Here is an 18,226-nt window from a genome sequence, read left to right as displayed (position 1 = left end):
CTCATTGGGCCCCTCGATACAGGGGGCCCATAACTCCGGGGAAGTCGGTCCGTATCTGGGCCGGCTTTTCTGCGTTTGAGGCGTGCCTCCGGCACGACCCGCCCCACGGGTTGGTGCTAGACTTCAAATGTGGGCAGGCCTCAAATCTGCCTCACCCCTGCAGCAATGTCCGGTGATGGCGCTGCATCAGGATCAGCCCCAAGAGGAGGCAGATCAGGCTCACCGCCACCACATAGCCAAGGCTGACATGAGACGCGCGGTACATTGGATAAAATCCGGTGCGCATCAGGCTGACGATATGCACGATCGGGTTCCACCACAGGATCTCCTGCACCTGACGGGGCAGGCTTTCAAAGGTGTAAAAAATGCCAGATGCCAGAAACAGCGGTCGGGTCAGGATGGCCCAGACCCGTTCCCAGGTGGGAAACAGCCCGCCGATCACGCAGTTGATCAGCCCCACGCCGGACCCCAGTAGAACCGCCAGCGCGCAGGCCAGCACAATCGGCCCCATCTGCACCACTGTGGTGGTGTCTGTGAGCATCAGGATGGCGGTGAACAACAGCACCATCACCAAAAGTGCGGTGAGCGTGTTCAAAATCACCCGCGCCAGCATCGCATCCAGCCATGTGACCGCCGGATAAAACAACAACGGGCGGGAGAAGTGGATCATCCGCTCCACCATGGTGGCAATGCCAAGGCTGAGGTTGAAGGGCAGAAAGCCCGCGGCAAAGAACAGGATGAAACTGTTGCCCAAGGGCGGTGTTGCCAGCACCAAGGAGAACCCGAACGCCAGCATTGCGATGGTGCCAAGCGGTTCCAGCACCGCCCAGACATAGCCACCCGAGGCGCGGCCATAGCGGGTGGCCATTTCCCGCAACATCAAAGCCGCCACCGCACGAAACGTGGCGAAGCGACGTTTGGCGCCGTGCCTGCTGCGCCCGCTTGGCGGCAGGGGCGCCTGCGTATCTACCTGACGGCTTGCATCCTCCATCCCGGAGATATCCTATCGTGATCACGTTAACTGGCTGTATATACTGAAACCTTAAGCTATTTTAGGCGCATCCGGCAGGAGCATTTTCATGACCACCCTCTCAGAGCCCGCACAAAACCAGCCTGCGCAGACCCAGGTGGCGCATCCCGCGCCGCAACCGGCCCCGGTGCCTGCGGCTCGTCTGCGGCGGCGGCACTGGCGGCTGGTGGTCAGTTTTGTGCTGCTGGTTCTTCTGCCGGTGCTGGCCTGCGCGGTCTACCTCTGGGCGGTGGCGGCGGATCGCTATGCCTCCACCACCGGCTTTACCGTGCGCGGCGAAGAGACGACGGCCGCCACCACGCTCCTTGGCGGACTCAGCACGCTGACCGGTGGGGTCACCTCGCAGGATGGCGACATCCTGTATGAATTCATCCTCAGCCCTGAAATTGTCGCCAACATCAACCAGCGCCTCGATCTGGTGGGTCATTATGGTGCCTACTGGCAGCAAGATCCGGTCTTTGCCCTGCACCCAAAGGCGGATCAGGCGGATCTGCTGACCTATTGGCGCCGCGTTGTGCAGGTCTCTTATGATCAGACCAGCGGCCTGATTGAGGTGCAGGTGCTGGCCTATGATCCACAGATGGCGCGCGATATTGCCCGGGAGATTGTCGAACAGGGGCAGGCGATGATCAACGCGCTCTCGACGCAGGCGCGCGAAGATGCGCTGCGCTATGCGCGCGATGATCTGGCGGTGGCCTTGGCGCGGCTGAAACAGGCCCGCGAAGAGCTGACCCGGTTCAGAACCCGCACCCAGCTGGTGGATCCAGAGGCGGACCTGCAGGGACGCATGGGGGTGATGAACACCCTGCAGCAGCAACTGGCAGAGGCATTGATTGATCATGATCTCTTGTTACAGACCGCTTCTGACACCGATCTGCGGGTGGTGCAGGCGGCACGGCGGATCAGCGCCATTCAGGACCTCATCCGCAGCGAGCGCAACCGCTTTGCCGGAGAGGGGGCCGGAGAGGGGAGCGGAGAAGGCCCAGCCTCTACCGACGCCGCACCCACCGTGGATCGCAGCGCCGCAGTTGATGCGGATTACCCGCAACTGCTGGCCGAGTTTGAAGGCCTGATGGTGGATCGCGAATATGCCGAAGAAAGCTATGGCGCCGCCCTCGCCGCGCTGGAACTGGCGCGTGCCAATGCCGCCCGCCAAAGCCGCTATCTGGCCACCTATGTGCAGCCCACCCTTGCCGACAGTGCCCAGTATCCCCGCCGCCTGACCCTCAGCGCATTGGCGCTGCTGTTCCTGACCCTGATGTGGTCGGTGCTGGCGCTGATCTACTACAGCATCCGCGACAGGGCGTAAGACAGGGCGTAAGACAGGGACGAAGGGGGAAAGACCGCGCGATGATCCGTTTTGAAAACCTCAGCAAAAGCTTCACGGTGAAGGGCCAGCGCAAGCTGGTGATCCATGACCTCACCGCGACGCTGCCGACGGGCAAATCGCTGGCCCTGCTGGGGCGCAACGGGGCGGGGAAATCGACGCTGATGCAGCTGATTGCCGGCACCCTGCGCCCTGACAGCGGGCGGGTGGTGTCAGACGGCACCATCTCTTGGCCGGTGGGCTTTGGCGGATCGTTTCACGGGGCGCTCACCGGGGCGCAGAACGTGCGCTTTATCGCCCGCATTTATGGCGTGGACAGTGACGCGTTGATTGATTTTGTCCGTGACTTTGCCCAGATCGGCGATCACTTCCACATGCCGGTGCGCACATATTCGGCCGGTATGCGATCCCGACTGGCCTTTGGCACCTCGATGGGGATTCGCTTTGACACCTATCTGGTGGATGAGGTGACGGCAGTGGGCGATGCGGCCTTTCGACAGCGCAGTCAGGCAATTTTTGCCGAGAGGATGCGGCAGGCCAGCGCCATTTTGGTCAATCACGACCTCTGGCAATTGCGCAAGTTCTGCGACGCCGGTCTGGTGCTGGAAGGCGGCAAGGTCCGCTATTATGACGATCTGGAAGAAGCGATTGCGCAACATCAAGAGAATATGGCGCGGGGGGTTTAGGAAAACACATAAACAGTCGGGTCTGAGGCACACCGCTTCATATTGAAGTCCCGCCCAACAGGCACTGTTGGGCGGCGCGTTCGCACCCCCCTCGGAACGGCGCTACACAACAAACCTCAGACAAAAGCACACACGATAACCCCATGCCCAAAACCCTCTATATCCACATCGGCCACTACAAAACCGGCACCACCGCGCTGCAGGGGTTTCTGGCGGGCCAACAGGGTTTCCTGCGCCGCCACGGGCTGCGCTACGGGGAAACGCATCGCGAGTTTGACAAACACTCCCTCCTCGCCTTCGCCCTGCTGCGCGCCGCCAATGTGCGCAGCCTGATGCATGGCTACAACAACCCCACGCCCCCCGAAACACTGTGGCAGGAGGTGTTTCAGGAACTGCGCCAGAGCCGCCAGCCCGCGATGATTATCAGCTCCGAAGAGTTCATGCGCCTTGGCGCCCACCCAACAGCGGCCCGCCAGCTGCAGACCATCATGGCCAGCGCGCCGGATATCACTGTGCGCATCATCGCCTACCTGCGCGCGCCCGACAGTCACCTGCAATCCTGGTTCAACCAACTGGTCAAAATGGGCATCAAAACCCCTGACCTCACCACCGCCCTTACCCGTTTCATTGAGCCGGTGCATTACAACTACGCACTGGCCCTGCGCCCGTGGATCGACATCTTCGGCGCCGATGCGGTGATCCTGCGCCCTTATGATAAGGCGCTGCTGGCGGATGGCGGGCTTTACCGCGATTTCCTGTCGCTCTTTGACCTGACGGCGCCAAAACGCGCCCTGCAACAACCTGATGCGGATCCAAACCCCCGCCTTGATGCGGATCTGGTCGATCTGGTGCGGCTGATGCAAAACGCCGATCTGCCCGCAGAGGTGATCCACTGGACCACCACCCGCGCCCGTAAATACCTCGACGTCGCCCCCGCTGGAAACCCACCCGTAACCGACGCCGATCTGGACACCATACGCACCCGTATGGTTCAGGGGCTGGAGACCCTGCGCCCCCTGCCCCACAACGGCGTCGACCTCACCGCCTATCAGGCCCGCCTGCCAGAGCTCAGCACATCAGATCAGACCGGCTGGCACCTGGCAGGGTTCCTGTTGCAGGAACTCCATGTGCTGCGCCAGAACATGCGGCGCGAAAACGACGCCATCACCGCCCGCCTGCGCGCATTGGAAGAGGCGCAAGGTATGCGCCCGCCCAAACAAGACCCCAAGCCATGAAGGTGCTCTACTACAACTGGGTCGATTATCTGGATGATGAACAGCGCGGCGGCGGCGTCAGCCTCTACCAGCGCAACCTCTTGGCCGAAATCGACAGGCAGAACGGGCAAAACGCCGCAAATGGCGCGGGTGAGCAGATCGAGGCCACCTTCCTCGCCGCCGGAATCTCTCACGATCTGATCCGCCGCCGCCCGCGCTGGGAATCCATGCGCCATGGCCCCGCCAAGGACCGCCATCGCCGATATGAAATCATCAACTCCGCCACTCTGGCGCCCGCCCACCACTCTTTCGGGCAACAATCGCAGCTGGAGGATGGCCCGACCCTGCAGGTCTTTCACGACTTCATCGCCACGACCGGCCCCTATGATGTGGTGCATTTCAACAACCTCGAAGGGCTGCCCGCCGCCGCACTGGCGCTGAAATCCCGCTGGCCCGAGACACGCGTGGTGCTGTCGCTGCACAACTACTATCCCTTCTGCGCGCAGGTGAACCTCTGGCAACGCGAGGCAGCGGATTGCCGCAATGACCAAGGCACCCGCGCCTGCACTACCTGCCTGCCCGAACAGTTCAATCCGGCCCATTTGCGACTGGCCCACGCCTTGGCCTATCACCTGAAATGCATGCGCATCCGCCCCGGCAGCCGCGCCTTTGATGCTATATTCCATCTCACCACCACATGGGGCGCGCGCGCCAGTCGTCTTTTGGGACGGACCGTGAGACGGCTGAAGCGACAGCGCCCCGCGCCGTCTGCCCGCGCGCACCCCTCCTCCCCGCACCACCAGATCCGCCGCCAGACCATGGTGGCGCTGATCAATGCCCACTGTGATCACGTCCTCTGCGTCTCTGACGCGGTGCGGCAGGTGGCAGTGGCGTTCGGCCTTGCCCCAGACATCCTGCACACCTCCTACATCGGCACCGAAGCGGCGGCAGAGTTCCCCCGCACCCATCCCAAACCCCAGCTGCCGCGCATGGACGGCACGCTAAAGCTCGCCTACCTCGGCTACATGCGCCGCGACAAAGGGTTCTATTTTCTGCTGAACGCATTGGAGGCGCTGCCGGACGCCGTAAAACACCGCCTGCACCTCACCATCGCGGCGCGGGACGCAGGGGACGGCAGTGGGAAACGCCTGCACGCGCTGGGGCAAGATCTGGCCAGCCTCAGCTATCACGATGGCTATAGCGCCAGTGATCTCGACACGCTGCTGGGGGACGTCGATCTGGGTCTGGTGCCGGTCCTGTGGCGCGATAACCTGCCACAAGTCGCCATCGAAATGCACGCCCGCCACATCCCGCTCATCACCAGCGACCTTGGCGGCGCGCGCGAACTGTCAGGGAGCCCAACCCTCACCTTTCCCGCTGGGGACACGGCTGCGTTTCAGGCCCGCCTGACCGCCGCGCTGAACGGAGAGATCAACCTGAAAGACTACTGGCACACCGCCCGCCCCCCAGTGACCATGGCGCAACATCTGGCGGCGCTGCGGGAGGTTTATGGGGGAGTGTCCTGACCACACCCGTTCACGCGACGCCAAATGCCACATATCGGCAGCATCCCGCTATGATTTCCCGCAGAATCCAGAATTCCCACAAGTTCTGCTTGAGATTACAGGCCTTGCCCCCTTAAGACGCTATTAAGACTTTCGTGAGGACACTATGGCCGGATTATTCGGGCGTCTCCTGGGACGCAAAAGCGCCCCTGCCACCCCAGCAGTTAAAGAGATTGAGGTGGAGATTCCCCCCATCGCAGTCAGCCGCCCCTTTGCGGCGATCGGTGACATCCATGGCTGCGACGATCAATTGGGGCGGCTCCTCGACAGATTGGCCGCTGAGGCGCCGGAGGCCGAACTGGTCTTTGTTGGTGATTACATCGACCGCGGCGAAAAAAACGCCGAAGTGCTGCGCCGATTGATGAAACTGCGCGACACGGGCGCGACCTTCCTGATGGGCAATCACGAACGCATGTGCCTCGACTTCATCGACAATCCCGCAGAAAAGGGCGCCCGCTGGCTGCGCCATGGCGGCTTGCAGACGGTGGCAAGCTTCGGCGTCTCAGGCTCAGCTCAGGATCCAGTCGCCCTGCGCGATCAGATGGTTGCGGCCATAGGCGACGAAATGATCGACTGGCTGCGCAGCCTGCCGCTGACCTATCAAAACGGCAATGTCTACGCAGTGCACGCCGCCGCCCATCCGGAACATCCGATCCGTGAACAGGCCGAGAAGATCCTGATCTGGGGCCATCCGAAATTTGGAAAACTGCCGCGAAAAGATGGGTTGTGGGTTGTACACGGGCATACGATTGTAGATACGCCGCGGGTGTCACAAGGTGTGGTAAGCATCGACACCGGTGCCTATGCCACCGGCCGCCTAAGCGGCGCGATTTTCGCTGATGGCGACGTGCAAATGGTGCAAGTGTAACCGCGCCCCTTTGGGGCGATTTTAGATGACGATGTGAATTAGAACCTTCCTGACAGGTCGATAAGACGACAGGCCTGTCACAATGAGAGTGAAGGTATGTGGGACAATAAATGCTGGTGCGCAACGATATGAATGACACAAACCGCAGCTTGGCAGCACAGGCTTTACCGGACGATGAGATTGACCTGATGGCGCTCTTTGGCACCCTGTGGCGGGGCAAGCTATGGATCGCACTGGCCGCCTTTATCGGTTTGGTACTGGGTGGAGTATACGTCACACAGATCGCGGTACCGAAATATACCTCGACAACCGTTCTAGCGATCCAAGAAGAAGAGTCTTCGCTGATCGACATCCCCAGCGCCGTTGGTGGCCTCTCAGCCGACAGTGAAGCGATTAACACCGAGATCGAAGTAATCCGCTCCCGTGGTCTGTTGGAAACCGTGGTGACAGAGCTATCCCTTCTAGAAGATCCTGAATTTAATCCCACATTGGTGGAGCACTCATTGCTCTCGCTCGGAACGCTTCTCTCCGCTCTGAACCTTACAACAAAAGAAGAGCCAACCCGACAGGACCTCCTCAATGAAGCGGTCAAACGGTTGGGCCAACGGCTAGGGGTGGCCGCCAAACGCCAAACCTATATCATCACCATCTCAGTCACCACCGACGGCAAAGAAAAATCCCAACTGATCGCCAACACCATTGCCGAAACCTACCGCCAGGATCAAGTGCAGGTGAAGTTCAACACACTGGACGAAGGCGTAACTTGGCTGTCTGAACGGGTTGTCGAACTGGAAACAGAGCTGGAAGAACGCGACGCCGCATTGAAGAAAGCCACCTCTGCTGCGGACTACATCAACGTCGAAGGTCTAGCACTGATGAACGCTCAGGCCCGTGAATTGACCGAACGACTGCTCGGCGAAAAACGCGACGCGGAAAACGCGGCCGCCAATTTTGCCTTGCTGAACTCGGCCGTCGATAGCCGCAGCGTTGATCTGGTGCTGGAGGCCACCAAGGACCCCACCCTACGCCGCCTCGCACAAGATCGCAGCGCTTCTGAGATCTGGGGGACGGGGTCGCCGTTCATGACCCGCCTCGACCTTCTGGTGACCCGCGCCCGTACTGATGTGGAGCGCTCCACCACACAAGTCAAATCGCTCCAGGACAGCGTCACCGCCCTAGAAGCCCGCGTGGATGATCAGGCCGCCAAACTGGGCGAATTACAACAAATGAACCGCGAATTAGAAACCGTTTCAGTCCTCTATGAAACCTTCCAGACACGGCTCAAAGAAACCACAATCCAGCAAGGCATTCAAAGCCCTGACGCCCGCGTTCTGTCCAAGGCGATCACTGGTGAAAAAGTCGCGCCGCGTACCGCGATAATCGGGGTAATGTCGCTGATCCTCGGCGCGATGACTGGCGCCGGTATCGTGCTGTTGCGCGAACTCAAAACAGACACCTTCCGCAACGCCGAAGAGTTGGAAGGCGCCACCGGTGCACATGTTATCGGCCAGGTGCCGCTGTTCCCGATCTCAGCCCGCATTGACCTGCTGCAATACCTAAAGGACAAACCAACCTCCGCCGCAGTGGAATCCATCCGCAACATGCGAACCTCGCTCTTGCTGTCGAACATGGATGAGCCGCCCAAGGTGATCATGTCCACCTCCACCATCCCCGGCGAAGGTAAAACCACCCAGTCGATCTCGCTGGCACAGAACCTCTCTGGCCTTGGCAAACGGGTGCTGCTGGTCGAAGGCGATATCCGCCGCCGCACGCTGGATGAATATTTCCAAAAGAAAGCCGGCAAAGAGGGCCTGTTGTCGGTGATTACTGGCGAAGCGACACTGGAAGAGACCGCGCTGTTCCACGATCGGCTGGGCGCGGATGTGCTGGTGGGCGAAAAGTCGCAGCTTAACGCCGCCGATGTCTTCTCCTCTGAGGCTTTCAAGACGTTCCTCGAACACGCCCGGGCCGCCTATGACTTTGTCATCATCGACACGCCGCCAGTGCTGGTGGTGCCAGACGCCCGCGTCATCGGTCAGCACTGTGATGCGATCATGTATTCGGTCAAATGGGACAGCACCAGCAAAGCCCAGGTCCGCGCCGCCCTGAACGAGCTGCGCGCCGTGAACCTCAATGTGTCCGGTCTGGTCCTGTCGCAAATCGATGCCAAAGGTATGAAACGCTACGGCTACGGTGACCGCGGTGGTGCCTATGGCACCTATGGCGGTGGCTATTATGATGAGTGAGGTAACTGATCGTACCCAGTTGCTGAATTAATGGAAATAACGCTGTTATTTTTTTATCACGATCATAACGATATCAGAGTAGGTGTTACGCAGCCGTTTCCATAAAAAGCATCCATGTGGTGCTGTAGCAGCGGCACTCAGTAATCACGCCAAGTTGCGCTACCTTGTGGCAAGGCTTTTATCATTAACCATTCTGAAATGGATCATCTTACGATCTTAGTGAATAAATCGCCTGTTCGTTTCTGGGCGCATCTACTGGGTTTCTCCTTTTAATTACTGGATTGTTATATGCATGTTTTGCTAACTGGAAATACGACATTTAAAATTGCAAATTTTCGCGAGGGCTTACTAAAGAAGCTCATCGAAGATCATCATAAGGTGACTGTCTTGTCGCCTTCCGACAACTATGTTTCAAAGATCAAAGAATTAGGCGCTGAGCACAAAGAAATAAGAATGGATCGAAACGGTATCTCGCCGTTGCGGGAATTTTTATTGTTGTTTTCAATATTTATGTATATTCGCCAAATTCGCCCAGAAATTGTGTTCAGCTATACAATTAAAAACAATATCTACTCTGGAATTGCTTGCCGCATTCTCAATATTCCCTTTGCTCCAAATGTAACAGGTTTGGGACCTGCCTTTGATAAGAAAGGTCTTTTCAGCTCTCTCATTCGATTGCTGTATCGCGTCTCAGCAAGTCGTGCTATGGTTGTTTTTTTTCAAAATCCGGATGACTTAAAAACCTGTGTTTCTGCGGGTATCGTTCCTAAAGAACGCGCTAGGCTTTTACCTGGATCAGGTGTTGATCTAATGCGCTTCCAAAAGGCCGAGCTTCCGTCTGCGGATGATCGTGTCATTTTTCTCATGGTGGCACGTCTGCTTTGGTCGAAGGGGGTTGGTCAGTTTGTCGAGGCTGCGGAAGAAATAAGAAAAAACCACCCAAACGCGATATTTAGAATACTTGGTCCAATCGATCATGACAGCAAAGACTCTGTCCAGCTGGCTGATGTAGATAATTGGTCTGATGAAGGAATTGTCGAATATTTGGGCGTAACGGAGAACGTCCTGCCACACCTCTATGAGGCGCATTGTGTTGTGCTTCCCTCATATTACCGCGAAGGAACGCCCCGCTCTCTTATCGAAGCAAGTGCAATTGGGCGGCCGGTGATCACAACGAATATTCCGGGGTGCAGAGATTTAGTTGTCAACGGTGAGACAGGTATTTTGGTGAAGCCAAAAGACGCGGCATCCCTAGCAATAGCGTGCATTGAATTTTTGGGAATGTCTCAATATGACAGAAATGCTATGGGGCAAAAGGGTGCCGAGAGGGTAGCGACCCATTATGATGAAAAAATTGTCATTAACTCTTACATTGATCTGTTTGGAAAAATTTGATTTTGGCTTCGGAGAAGCATCTTTGTGAAGCGTATCGTTTGATTAAAAAATGACGAAACCTGTATTAACGATGCAATACAGAACTTTGTAGAAAAATAGGAGGCTGAACCATGCCAGAATCCGTTCCCTTTATCGATTTGAAACGACATGAACCGGGGTTTGTGGAGAGTGTATCTGAGAAATTTTCCCACATGTTGAAAAATACTCAGTTCGTTGGTGGGCAAGAAGTTGCATCTCTCGAAGAAAAGCTTAGCAATTACGTCGGTGTAGATCATACAGTGAGCTGTGCAAACGGTACGGATGCACTCCAGCTTTCTTTGCGCGCCGTTGGCATTGGCGCTGGGGATGTCGTTTTAGTCCCGAACATGACTTTTTGGGCCACGTTCGAAGCAGCAGTGAACGTGGGTGCCACTCCTGTAACGGTTGATAGCGACATCAGTGATGGTGGAATTTCATATCACGATCTCGAAAGCGCTCTGAAAACGATTAGGCCAAAGGCAGCAATCATTGCTCATTTGTATGGCTGGGGAAGCGCATGTTTAGATGACATTCGTGCAATTTGTAAGCGAGAAGGCGTTGTTTTGGTCGAGGATGGCGCACAATGCTTTGGTACCCGTTTTAATAGTGCTCCAATTTATGCAGGGGCCACAATTTCCACAACGTCATTTTATCCAGCCAAAGTTTTGGGCGCAGCCGGTGACGCTGGGGCTGTGTTTACAAATGACGCTAATTTAGCTGAAAAAGTACGCCAGCTTACAAACCACGGACGCACCACACACTATGGGCATGGAGCGATCGGGTGGAACTCGCGTATGGACGCTCTGCAGGCTGCGTATCTTAATCACTCAATGGAATTTATTGATGCACGCATTGAGTCCCGTAGAAAGTCCGCGGCCTTTTATCAGCAGCACGTAACCGCCCTTAGCCCCAAAATAGGGCTCGAAATCATGCAGGCTCCGTCAGGCTATGATGAGAACGGGTATTGCAATGTATGTTTTGTACGTGATCCAGCCCAAAAACAGACAATTGAAGCGAACTTGAGAAGCAACAATATCGGTTTTGCTAATATCTATCCTGGGGTAATGTCACAACAGCCAGGCGCTAAAGACCACCTCTTAAAGCACATTGGTGGGGACGGCGCCGAGAGCATCTGCGCCTCTGTTCTGAATCTGCCCCTATTCCCATATATGACTGAAGCGGAACTGATGCGTGTGATGGATGTTCTGGCGTCGACACAGGAGAAAGTCTGATGTCGAAAGATATCTTTTCACACCCTTCTGCCCATGTTTCTGATGAAGCAAAAATTGGAGCAGGAACGAAAATTTGGATCAATGTACAAATTCGAGAAGGAACTAATATTGGCGCTGACTGCATCCTTTCAAAGGATGTATACGTGGACCACGGTGTCTCAATCGGGAACCGCTGTAAAATTCAAAACAGCGTCTCCATTTATAACGGAGTTACAATTGGCAACGACGTATTCGTCGGACCAAATGTGTCATTCACGAACGATAAAATTCCGCGAGCGTTTAATGCCGACTGGAATATTACAAAAACTCGCGTTGATTCGGGCACCAGTATTGGCGCCAATGCCACCATCGTTTGCGGCGTGACTTTAGGCGAGTACTCAATGGTTGCTGCGGGCAGTGTCGTCACAAAAAACGTCCCCCCCTATACCTTGGTAGCAGGAACCCCTGCGCAAGTAATTTCCAAAATTGATAAAGCCGGAAATCGAGTATCTGGAGAAGAAAATGAACGATAAAGTGGTCAAAGTTGGTTTGCTCGGCCTTGGAAACATGGGGCGAAACCATCTGCGTGTCTTATCTCTGTTAAAGGGCTTCGAACTCACATTCATCTGCGATGCTAATACCGAAGTTGTAGAGAGCCTGGGCAAGGAATACAGCATACCATATACCGTAGACCCAACATCTTATTTAGATCAAGTTGACGCTGTCGTCATCTGCACGCCAACGGTAACGCATGCTGATTACATTCGCATGTGCGCAAAAGGCGTAAAGAACATCTTCGTTGAGAAGCCATTGGCCGCAACTCTGCAAGAAGCAATCGAAATTTCTGATTTTGCGAAGGAAAATGAACTAAATATTCAAGTTGGGTTTATTGAAAGGTTCAACCCTGCAGTACGGTCTCTTAAAACCGTTCTGGACGGTACTGAAAAAATCATCAGCTTGGATTTCACCCGCACCAACAAAGTAAGTTCGCGGATTACCGATGTTGATGTCATCACAGACCTGATGATCCATGATATTGACCTTGCACTCTATTTGAACGGCCCCGCCAAATCCGTAGCAGCCCATGGATTTTCTAAGGGTGAAATGACAGATTTTGCGTCCGCGTTGATCACTCATGAAAATGGACAGTTCTCTAGAATTCTTGCAAGCCGTGTCACCGATAAAAAGATCCGACATATCTCTAGCACTTGCGTTGACATGTACATCGACTGTGATTTGCTGAGCAAAGAAATCATCATCAATCGCGAAGCTGAGACCAAAGTTGAAGACGATCTACCTTACAGAGTTTCCGCTGTAAGAGAGGCTGTAGCTGTAGCTCCACAAGAAGCGCTTCTTACTGAACTTCAAAGCTTTATGGAAAGTTGTGTAAACATCGCAGATTCTAATCGGCCAAGTGTATCTGCCGGAGTCGCAGCTATGCAAATCTGTGATCAAATCAAAACGTCTGTTGAGAGTTAAGATGCGTGAAAATCTAAAAGGAAAAACTGTTCTGGTTACAGGCGGTGCCGGTTTTATTGGCAGTCATTTGACCGATAAGCTAATTGCAGAGGGCGTGGAACATGTTGTGGTCATCGACAATATGTTTATCGGCAACGTCGTTAATCTGTCCGATGCAATTGCCACCGGTAAAGTAACACTCTATCGCGATGATGCTGAAATCAGCTCGAGCGTCGATGCCATTTTCGACGAACACGATATCGATGTCGTGTTCAACTGCGCGACCAAAGCACTGAACTATTCATTCCACAATCCGGCAAACGCTTTCGATACAAACGTACGTGTTGTGCTGAACCTACTTGAGCATCAACGTCATGGACATTTCAAATCGCTTTGCCATTTCTCCACCTCGGAAGTTTACGGTAGCGCTGTATATGAACCGATGGATGAAGATCACCCTCGCAACCCAACGACGACATATGCAGCCGGGAAAGCTGCAGCGGACATGGCTGTGGAAAGTTATGTCCGTATGTTTGACTTGGACGCATTTATCGTGCGCCCATTTAATAACTACGGCCCGCGTCAAAATTATGAAGGTATGTTGGCAGGCGTTATTCCTATCACAGCGGTACGCGTCCTAACCGGCAAGACCCCAGAAATTCATGGGAGCGGCGAGCAAAGCCGTGACTTCATCCATGTCTCGGACACTGTGGATGCCGTACTGCGCCTTTTTGAAGTTCAGCCTGCTGGCGAGACCGTGAATATTTCCACTGACAACCAGATTTCAGTTAACGAACTGATTCCGCTCATCTGCAAACACTTCAACTACGATGGCGAAATTATTCGTAAGGAAGCGCGAGGATCAGATGTTCTGTGCCACAACGCCAGCAATGAGAAAGTAAAAGCCTTGATTGATTATCAATTGACTCCTTTTGAACAAGGGCTTGCTTCAACTCTTGACTGGTACAAAGACCGTATTGGCGAGGATCTAAAATGATCCGCCTCATTCGGCCGTACATTAGCTTTGATGAAGTTGAACAAGACCTTCGCAAGGTATTTGACAGTGGCATGTTTACCCGCGGCGAGAACGTTGTTGGGTTTGCTGACGAACTTGCAACTTATACCGGCGCGCGCCATGCCTTTCTGGCAACCTCCGCAACGACTGCACTATGGTTGTGCTTAAAACGCCTTGCAGTTGGTCCCGGCGACGAGGTGATCGTTTCTGACTTTTCGTTTCCGGCAACTGCCAATGTCGTCGAAGATTTGGGGGCTCGCCCAGTATTCGCAGACGTTTGTCCGGATACCTTCAACATGACCCCCGAAGCATTGAAAGCAAAAATCACTGAGAAAACACGCGCTGTCATTTTTGTCGATGCGCTTGGAAATCCCAGCGGGATTACCAAGATTGCAGAAATCTGTCGAGAAAACGCACTGCCATTGATTGAAGACGCAGCTTGCGCGCTTGGCAGTTCCGAAGCGGGTCAGCGATGCGGTAACATTGCAGATATGACATGCTTCAGCTTTCACCCTCGTAAACTTCTGACAACTGGTGAGGGCGGGGCAGTTACGATTAACAATACTGACTGGGTTGCCTGGTTTAACCGCAAACTTAGTCACGGCGGCGAGGGCATGCGTGGCTACGGATTAGACTTCGTAGATTACGGCTACAATTTTCGGATGTCCGAAACACAAGCCGTTATGGGGCGCGCGCAGCTAAAAAAGCTGGACGACATTATCGCAGAACGCAATGAGATCCGAGACGCTTACATCCAACAGCTCGCATCCGCTGGATTCACTGTGCAGGGCCACGGTCCAGAAGTAGTTCACAATGTTCAATCGCTAGTGTTTCGCATCCCTGAGGGCTGCGATCGCGATACATTAATCACAAGACTAAGGGAGGTTGGTATAGAAACCACACTTGGCACCTACGCTTTAAGTGCAACCACTTACTATCATAAACGTTATAACGATGTGCAACCTGTTGCGAGCAGGCTGCAAGATACCACGCTGACATTGCCGTGTTATGCTGATCTTGATGTAGAATACGTGTGTGAGCAACTCGTTGGCCTGGTGACAAAGAGGAAGTAAGTTGTGCCCAAAGCTCAGACTGAAATAAAAAGAGCGGTTTGGAAAATGCTCGAATCCATCTGGAATGACGATGACTTCCAGTTTTGGGATGCAGACCGCAATAACGCTCTACGCGAGGATATTCTTAAAAATCTCGCTCGGTTTCCAATGACCGATGATGAAAGAGCTGCTGACATTGGCTTACCAGAAGGGTGCCGCATTCGGGAGGGAGCCAAAGTCATTTCGGCAGATAATCTGCAATGTGGAAAACATGTTTGGATTGGTGAGAACGCAATTGTGGACGCTTCTGGTGGCCTTGAAATTGGTGACCATACGACAATCGCAAGTTCTGTTTTCGTATGGTCTCATACAAGCGTTATGTCGAGCCTGATGGGCCAAAACACACCCGGGAATTCTTGGATACGCCGCGCAGCCACAAAGATTGGATCCAATACTTTCATCGGCGGTCCCTCTGTCATCAATCCAGGGATTACAATCGGAAAACGATGCATAGTGATGCCAATGTCGGTGGTTACAGAAGATGTGCCAGATAATACTATGGTGGGCGGCGCCCCTGCTGTCGCAAAACGCACGATAGACGATGCGTGGCTAGAAAGAGAGCGGTTAAAACTTGCTGGAAACAGTGGTTGAACCACAAAATGCTATTTGTAAAAAGCGATCAACAGTTGCCTCAGGATAAAGAAGAAATTATAAAAGAACGAGACCCGAGAAAGCTTTCTGCAGTCGTCGACTATGGGCTTGTTTTTGTAGGTGACTTGCTACCCTATGGTGTCCTTTTTCTACTCACTGTTTTAACTGGATTTCGTTTCGGAATCCAAGCTGCTGGTTTTTGGAGCCTTTGCTACGCATATGTTGCCATCATTACTACTCTAATTTGTGGCCCAAACTTATTGTCGCTTCGGCGACGTATGCCCTCTAATCCGTCACCTGGTGCAGTCATTATCGCAGGTTGGATCTTAAGGCTTGTCGCAATTGGCTCTGGTGTAGCTCTATTGCTGATAGCCAGCCGTATTATGAACACAGGCACAGATCTGATCCCTTTAATGAGTTTGCTTTTTGTTGCTAGGTTCGTTGAAACATCGATTGATGGACCGGCAACAGGAATCCAGTATCTGTACAATGCACGGTCATACTTCCTCCTGCGTCTAACTGTTTTTTTGGTCATAATAGCTGTTGTACTTTTAGGGGTGTTCGGTACCGATTCAAATTCAGGCCAGACTGCGCTAATCGATGTTGCGACTGCTTATCTAGTGGGGGCATGTTTAGGGTTCTTAGTCACCTTGTTTGCAACACGAACACTTTTTATCCCAGCCATCGTGCCAATCAAAGTATGGGCTGAACTACGCGGACAAAGCCGAGAACTTGCCAAATTTGTACTAGCGACAGTCTTATTTTTAATGGCAAGCCGTCTACATCCAGTCATTATCAGCGCGTTACGAGGGCAAGAGATGGCGGGTCAATTTGCGATGGTGCAGAATCTTTTTGCAGTTCTCGCCTTAGCGTCCACCGGAGTGGCTGGAGTTTTCTTCTGGTCCCGTAATCGTCAGGCACGCGACCATTTGCTTGATGGTGTTCCTTGGTTATGGCTCACCGGCGCTATCGTAGGGGGAACATTTGTTGGAATGATTGGTGCAATTGCCATTAACTATATGTACCTAACCCCACTAGAAGGATCCGACCTGCTTAAAAGGACAGCTTGGATAATCTGCTTAGCCACTCCTTTAATATTATCTCAGGCCATTTTATCAAACGTATTGGTCCTGCAAAAGCGTGACACTGAAATGCTATTGCTTGCAGCTGGGAACTCGCTACTCAGTGTTCTGATTATTTGGCTAGCAGTTTATCGTTTTGGGCTTTTAGGAGCTGCAGCCTCCGTAAGCATTTCCGCAGGGTTCTCCTCAGCGATGGGAATATGGATAGTGAGACGCAAAAATGGCTAAGCACATTTGCCATATCCTGAATCATTTAGACGCCGGTGGCGCAGAACAATATGTCATTCAGCTAGCCAACTATTTAGTTGCTAACGGCGACAATGTCACCATTATAGCAGGCTATCCACACACCCTTAAAGGCAGGCTAGATGAAGCTGTTCATATTGAGCACATCACGCTTCATCCCGGGGCTTCCAAATCTATTTTTCAATACATAAAACTTTTTTCAGGCGCTGTTCTTCATCTGACGAAGTATTTTCGCAAGCAAAAAGTCGACCTTGTACATACTCATTTGACAGCTTCAGCTTTGCCCGCTTGGATCGCCGCAAAACTATCTGGGGTCCCTGTTCTGCATTCCAAAATGCACAGCGAGGCTGTCAGCACACGTCTTGGCAAAGTCGTTTTTGGCTCTCGGATACCTCTTATCCTCGTCGATAAATTTTTATCTTTTACTCGGTATTCTGAACACGAAATAAAAAAACATTGGCACGCAGACGAAACCCGAATGGTCACTTCATCTATCGGTGTCGATACGATGCATTTTGAACCCTGGGATACTGAAAAGCGCGCCCAAGCACGCACCGAATTACAAATTGATCAGAGTGCTTTCGTTGTTTTGGTTTTGGCACGCTTACATCCTGAAAAGGATGTTGAACTCGCTATTCGTTCTAGTTGTATGTTGGATGACCCTAACTGTGAATTGATTATTGTAGGTGATGGCGTCGAACGGCAGCGACTCGAAGCTTTAGTCGCAGACCTAGATAGTCGAACAAAAATTCGTTTTTTGGGGGTTATGAAGGACCCCCGATCTGCACTACATGCTGCAAACCTGTTGGTCCAAACCACCCGCGGCCCTGATCTAGGCATGGTTGCCCTCGAAGCCATGGCGTCGGGCATACCTCTTCTTATTGCGTATAGAAATAATGAAGAGAAATTGATGGCTCAAAATACGATGGAAAACCAAGAGATTGGCTTCATCTCATTTGCCACGCCGTCTGATATGTCCGCGGTCCTTCGAGAAGTAATTGCTGTGCCTGAACGTCTAGAAAGCATGTCTGAAGACGTACGTGCAATGGTCGAGCGGCGTCATGCAAAGAACGTTGTTTACACTGCTTTATCCAATTCTTACGAACAAATCATTAAAAACTAACGCAGAGCTGGCGATCATCCTGCAAAGCAAAAAATTAAC

Annotated in this window: 16 protein-coding genes; 15 read left to right on the top strand and 1 reads right to left on the bottom strand. The window is 53.3% G+C overall.

The genetic code is table 11. From position 1 onward, the window contains the following. Window positions 1-151: 151 nt before the first annotated feature. Window positions 152-991, bottom strand: coding sequence for an ABC transporter permease (locus MHM86_RS15855; protein ID WP_239201279.1), 840 nt, complete (start codon window positions 989-991; stop codon window positions 152-154). Between the two features lie 88 nt (window positions 992-1,079). Here MHM86_RS15855 and MHM86_RS15850 point away from each other — a divergent pair, with 88 nt between their 5' ends. The 15 genes from MHM86_RS15850 to MHM86_RS15780 all read left to right on the top strand — a co-directional run bounded on the left by MHM86_RS15850 (window position 1,080) and on the right by MHM86_RS15780 (window position 18,187). Continuing rightward, a complete protein-coding gene (locus MHM86_RS15850) occupies window positions 1,080-2,339 on the top strand; it encodes a sugar transporter (protein ID WP_239201276.1) in 1,260 nt (419 codons plus the stop codon). Between the two features lie 41 nt (window positions 2,340-2,380). Further along, window positions 2,381-3,043, top strand: coding sequence for an ABC transporter ATP-binding protein (locus MHM86_RS15845; RefSeq protein WP_239201274.1), 663 nt, complete (start codon window positions 2,381-2,383; stop codon window positions 3,041-3,043). Window positions 3,044-3,186: 143 nt separating this feature from the next. Then, the gene (locus MHM86_RS15840; protein WP_239201272.1) at window positions 3,187-4,278 is read left to right on the top strand and encodes a sulfotransferase family protein; all 1,092 of its coding nucleotides are present in this window, start codon (window positions 3,187-3,189) and stop codon (window positions 4,276-4,278) included. Beyond that, entirely contained in the window at window positions 4,275-5,783 is a 1,509-nt protein-coding gene (locus MHM86_RS15835) for a glycosyltransferase (RefSeq protein WP_239201270.1), read from the top strand. Before MHM86_RS15840 ends, MHM86_RS15835 begins: the two co-directional genes overlap by 4 nt. A 217-nt stretch (window positions 5,784-6,000) precedes the next feature. Further along, complete coding sequence (locus MHM86_RS15830; RefSeq protein WP_239201258.1) at window positions 6,001-6,690, top strand: metallophosphoesterase family protein; 690 nt, start codon at window positions 6,001-6,003, stop codon at window positions 6,688-6,690. 110 nt (window positions 6,691-6,800) lie between these two features. Next, window positions 6,801-8,936 (top strand): polysaccharide biosynthesis tyrosine autokinase, encoded by a 2,136-nt coding sequence (locus tag MHM86_RS15825; protein ID WP_239201257.1) that lies wholly within the window; start codon window positions 6,801-6,803, stop codon window positions 8,934-8,936. 288 nt (window positions 8,937-9,224) lie between these two features. Beyond that, window positions 9,225-10,331 carry a glycosyltransferase family 4 protein gene (locus MHM86_RS15820; protein ID WP_239201256.1) on the top strand — a complete coding sequence of 369 codons (1,107 nt, stop codon included), beginning with the start codon at window positions 9,225-9,227 and terminating at the stop codon, window positions 10,329-10,331. Window positions 10,332-10,441: 110 nt separating this feature from the next. Further along, window positions 10,442-11,581 carry a DegT/DnrJ/EryC1/StrS aminotransferase family protein gene (locus tag MHM86_RS15815; protein WP_239201255.1) on the top strand — a complete coding sequence of 380 codons (1,140 nt, stop codon included), beginning with the start codon at window positions 10,442-10,444 and terminating at the stop codon, window positions 11,579-11,581. After that, window positions 11,581-12,093, top strand: a complete 513-nt coding sequence (locus tag MHM86_RS15810; RefSeq protein WP_239201254.1) for an acyltransferase — start codon at window positions 11,581-11,583, stop codon at window positions 12,091-12,093. The genes MHM86_RS15815 and MHM86_RS15810 overlap by 1 nt, the downstream gene beginning before the upstream one ends. Beyond that, a complete protein-coding gene (locus tag MHM86_RS15805; RefSeq protein WP_239201250.1) occupies window positions 12,083-13,039 on the top strand; it encodes a Gfo/Idh/MocA family protein in 957 nt (318 codons plus the stop codon). The genes MHM86_RS15810 and MHM86_RS15805 overlap by 11 nt, the downstream gene beginning before the upstream one ends. 1 nt (window position 13,040) lies before the next feature. Next, window positions 13,041-14,015 (top strand): dTDP-glucose 4,6-dehydratase, encoded by a 975-nt coding sequence (locus tag MHM86_RS15800; protein WP_239201249.1) that lies wholly within the window; start codon window positions 13,041-13,043, stop codon window positions 14,013-14,015. Beyond that, entirely contained in the window at window positions 14,012-15,106 is a 1,095-nt protein-coding gene (locus tag MHM86_RS15795) for a DegT/DnrJ/EryC1/StrS aminotransferase family protein (RefSeq protein ID WP_239201248.1), read from the top strand. The genes MHM86_RS15800 and MHM86_RS15795 overlap by 4 nt, the downstream gene beginning before the upstream one ends. Before the next feature lie 3 nt (window positions 15,107-15,109). Then, a complete protein-coding gene (locus tag MHM86_RS17175; RefSeq protein WP_239201247.1) occupies window positions 15,110-15,736 on the top strand; it encodes an acyltransferase in 627 nt (208 codons plus the stop codon). An 8-nt stretch (window positions 15,737-15,744) separates the two neighbouring features. Continuing rightward, window positions 15,745-17,046 carry a lipopolysaccharide biosynthesis protein gene (locus tag MHM86_RS15785; protein WP_239201246.1) on the top strand — a complete coding sequence of 434 codons (1,302 nt, stop codon included), beginning with the start codon at window positions 15,745-15,747 and terminating at the stop codon, window positions 17,044-17,046. Next, on the top strand, window positions 17,039-18,187 hold the full coding sequence (locus tag MHM86_RS15780) for a glycosyltransferase family 4 protein (protein WP_239201244.1): 1,149 nt from the start codon (window positions 17,039-17,041) through the stop codon (window positions 18,185-18,187). Before MHM86_RS15785 ends, MHM86_RS15780 begins: the two co-directional genes overlap by 8 nt. The last annotated feature ends 39 nt before the right edge of the window (window positions 18,188-18,226 follow it).

This window comes from Thalassobius sp. Cn5-15 (genome assembly GCF_022347685.1).
GTDB lineage: Bacteria > Pseudomonadota > Alphaproteobacteria > Rhodobacterales > Rhodobacteraceae > Thalassobius.
Note: the sequence above shows the minus strand (reverse complement) of the source record. Positions and strands in the feature narration are given on the sequence as shown.

Bases quoted from the DNA above. Each gene is read 5' to 3' on its own strand.
- MHM86_RS15855 (WP_239201279.1), bottom strand. From the start codon at position 991: ATGGAGGATGCAAGCCGTCAGGTAGATACGCAGGCGCCCCTGCCGCCA.
- MHM86_RS15850 (WP_239201276.1), top strand. From the start codon at position 1,080: ATGACCACCCTCTCAGAGCCCGCACAAAACCAGCCTGCGCAGACCCAG.
- MHM86_RS15845 (WP_239201274.1), top strand. From the start codon at position 2,381: ATGATCCGTTTTGAAAACCTCAGCAAAAGCTTCACGGTGAAGGGCCAG.
- MHM86_RS15840 (WP_239201272.1), top strand. From the start codon at position 3,187: ATGCCCAAAACCCTCTATATCCACATCGGCCACTACAAAACCGGCACC.
- MHM86_RS15835 (WP_239201270.1), top strand. From the start codon at position 4,275: ATGAAGGTGCTCTACTACAACTGGGTCGATTATCTGGATGATGAACAG.
- MHM86_RS15825 (WP_239201257.1), top strand. From the start codon at position 6,801: ATGCTGGTGCGCAACGATATGAATGACACAAACCGCAGCTTGGCAGCA.
- MHM86_RS15820 (WP_239201256.1), top strand. From the start codon at position 9,225: ATGCATGTTTTGCTAACTGGAAATACGACATTTAAAATTGCAAATTTT.
- MHM86_RS15815 (WP_239201255.1), top strand. From the start codon at position 10,442: ATGCCAGAATCCGTTCCCTTTATCGATTTGAAACGACATGAACCGGGG.
- MHM86_RS15810 (WP_239201254.1), top strand. From the start codon at position 11,581: ATGTCGAAAGATATCTTTTCACACCCTTCTGCCCATGTTTCTGATGAA.
- MHM86_RS15805 (WP_239201250.1), top strand. From the start codon at position 12,083: ATGAACGATAAAGTGGTCAAAGTTGGTTTGCTCGGCCTTGGAAACATG.
- MHM86_RS15800 (WP_239201249.1), top strand. From the start codon at position 13,041: ATGCGTGAAAATCTAAAAGGAAAAACTGTTCTGGTTACAGGCGGTGCC.
- MHM86_RS15795 (WP_239201248.1), top strand. From the start codon at position 14,012: ATGATCCGCCTCATTCGGCCGTACATTAGCTTTGATGAAGTTGAACAA.
- MHM86_RS15785 (WP_239201246.1), top strand. From the start codon at position 15,745: ATGCTATTTGTAAAAAGCGATCAACAGTTGCCTCAGGATAAAGAAGAA.
- MHM86_RS15780 (WP_239201244.1), top strand. From the start codon at position 17,039: ATGGCTAAGCACATTTGCCATATCCTGAATCATTTAGACGCCGGTGGC.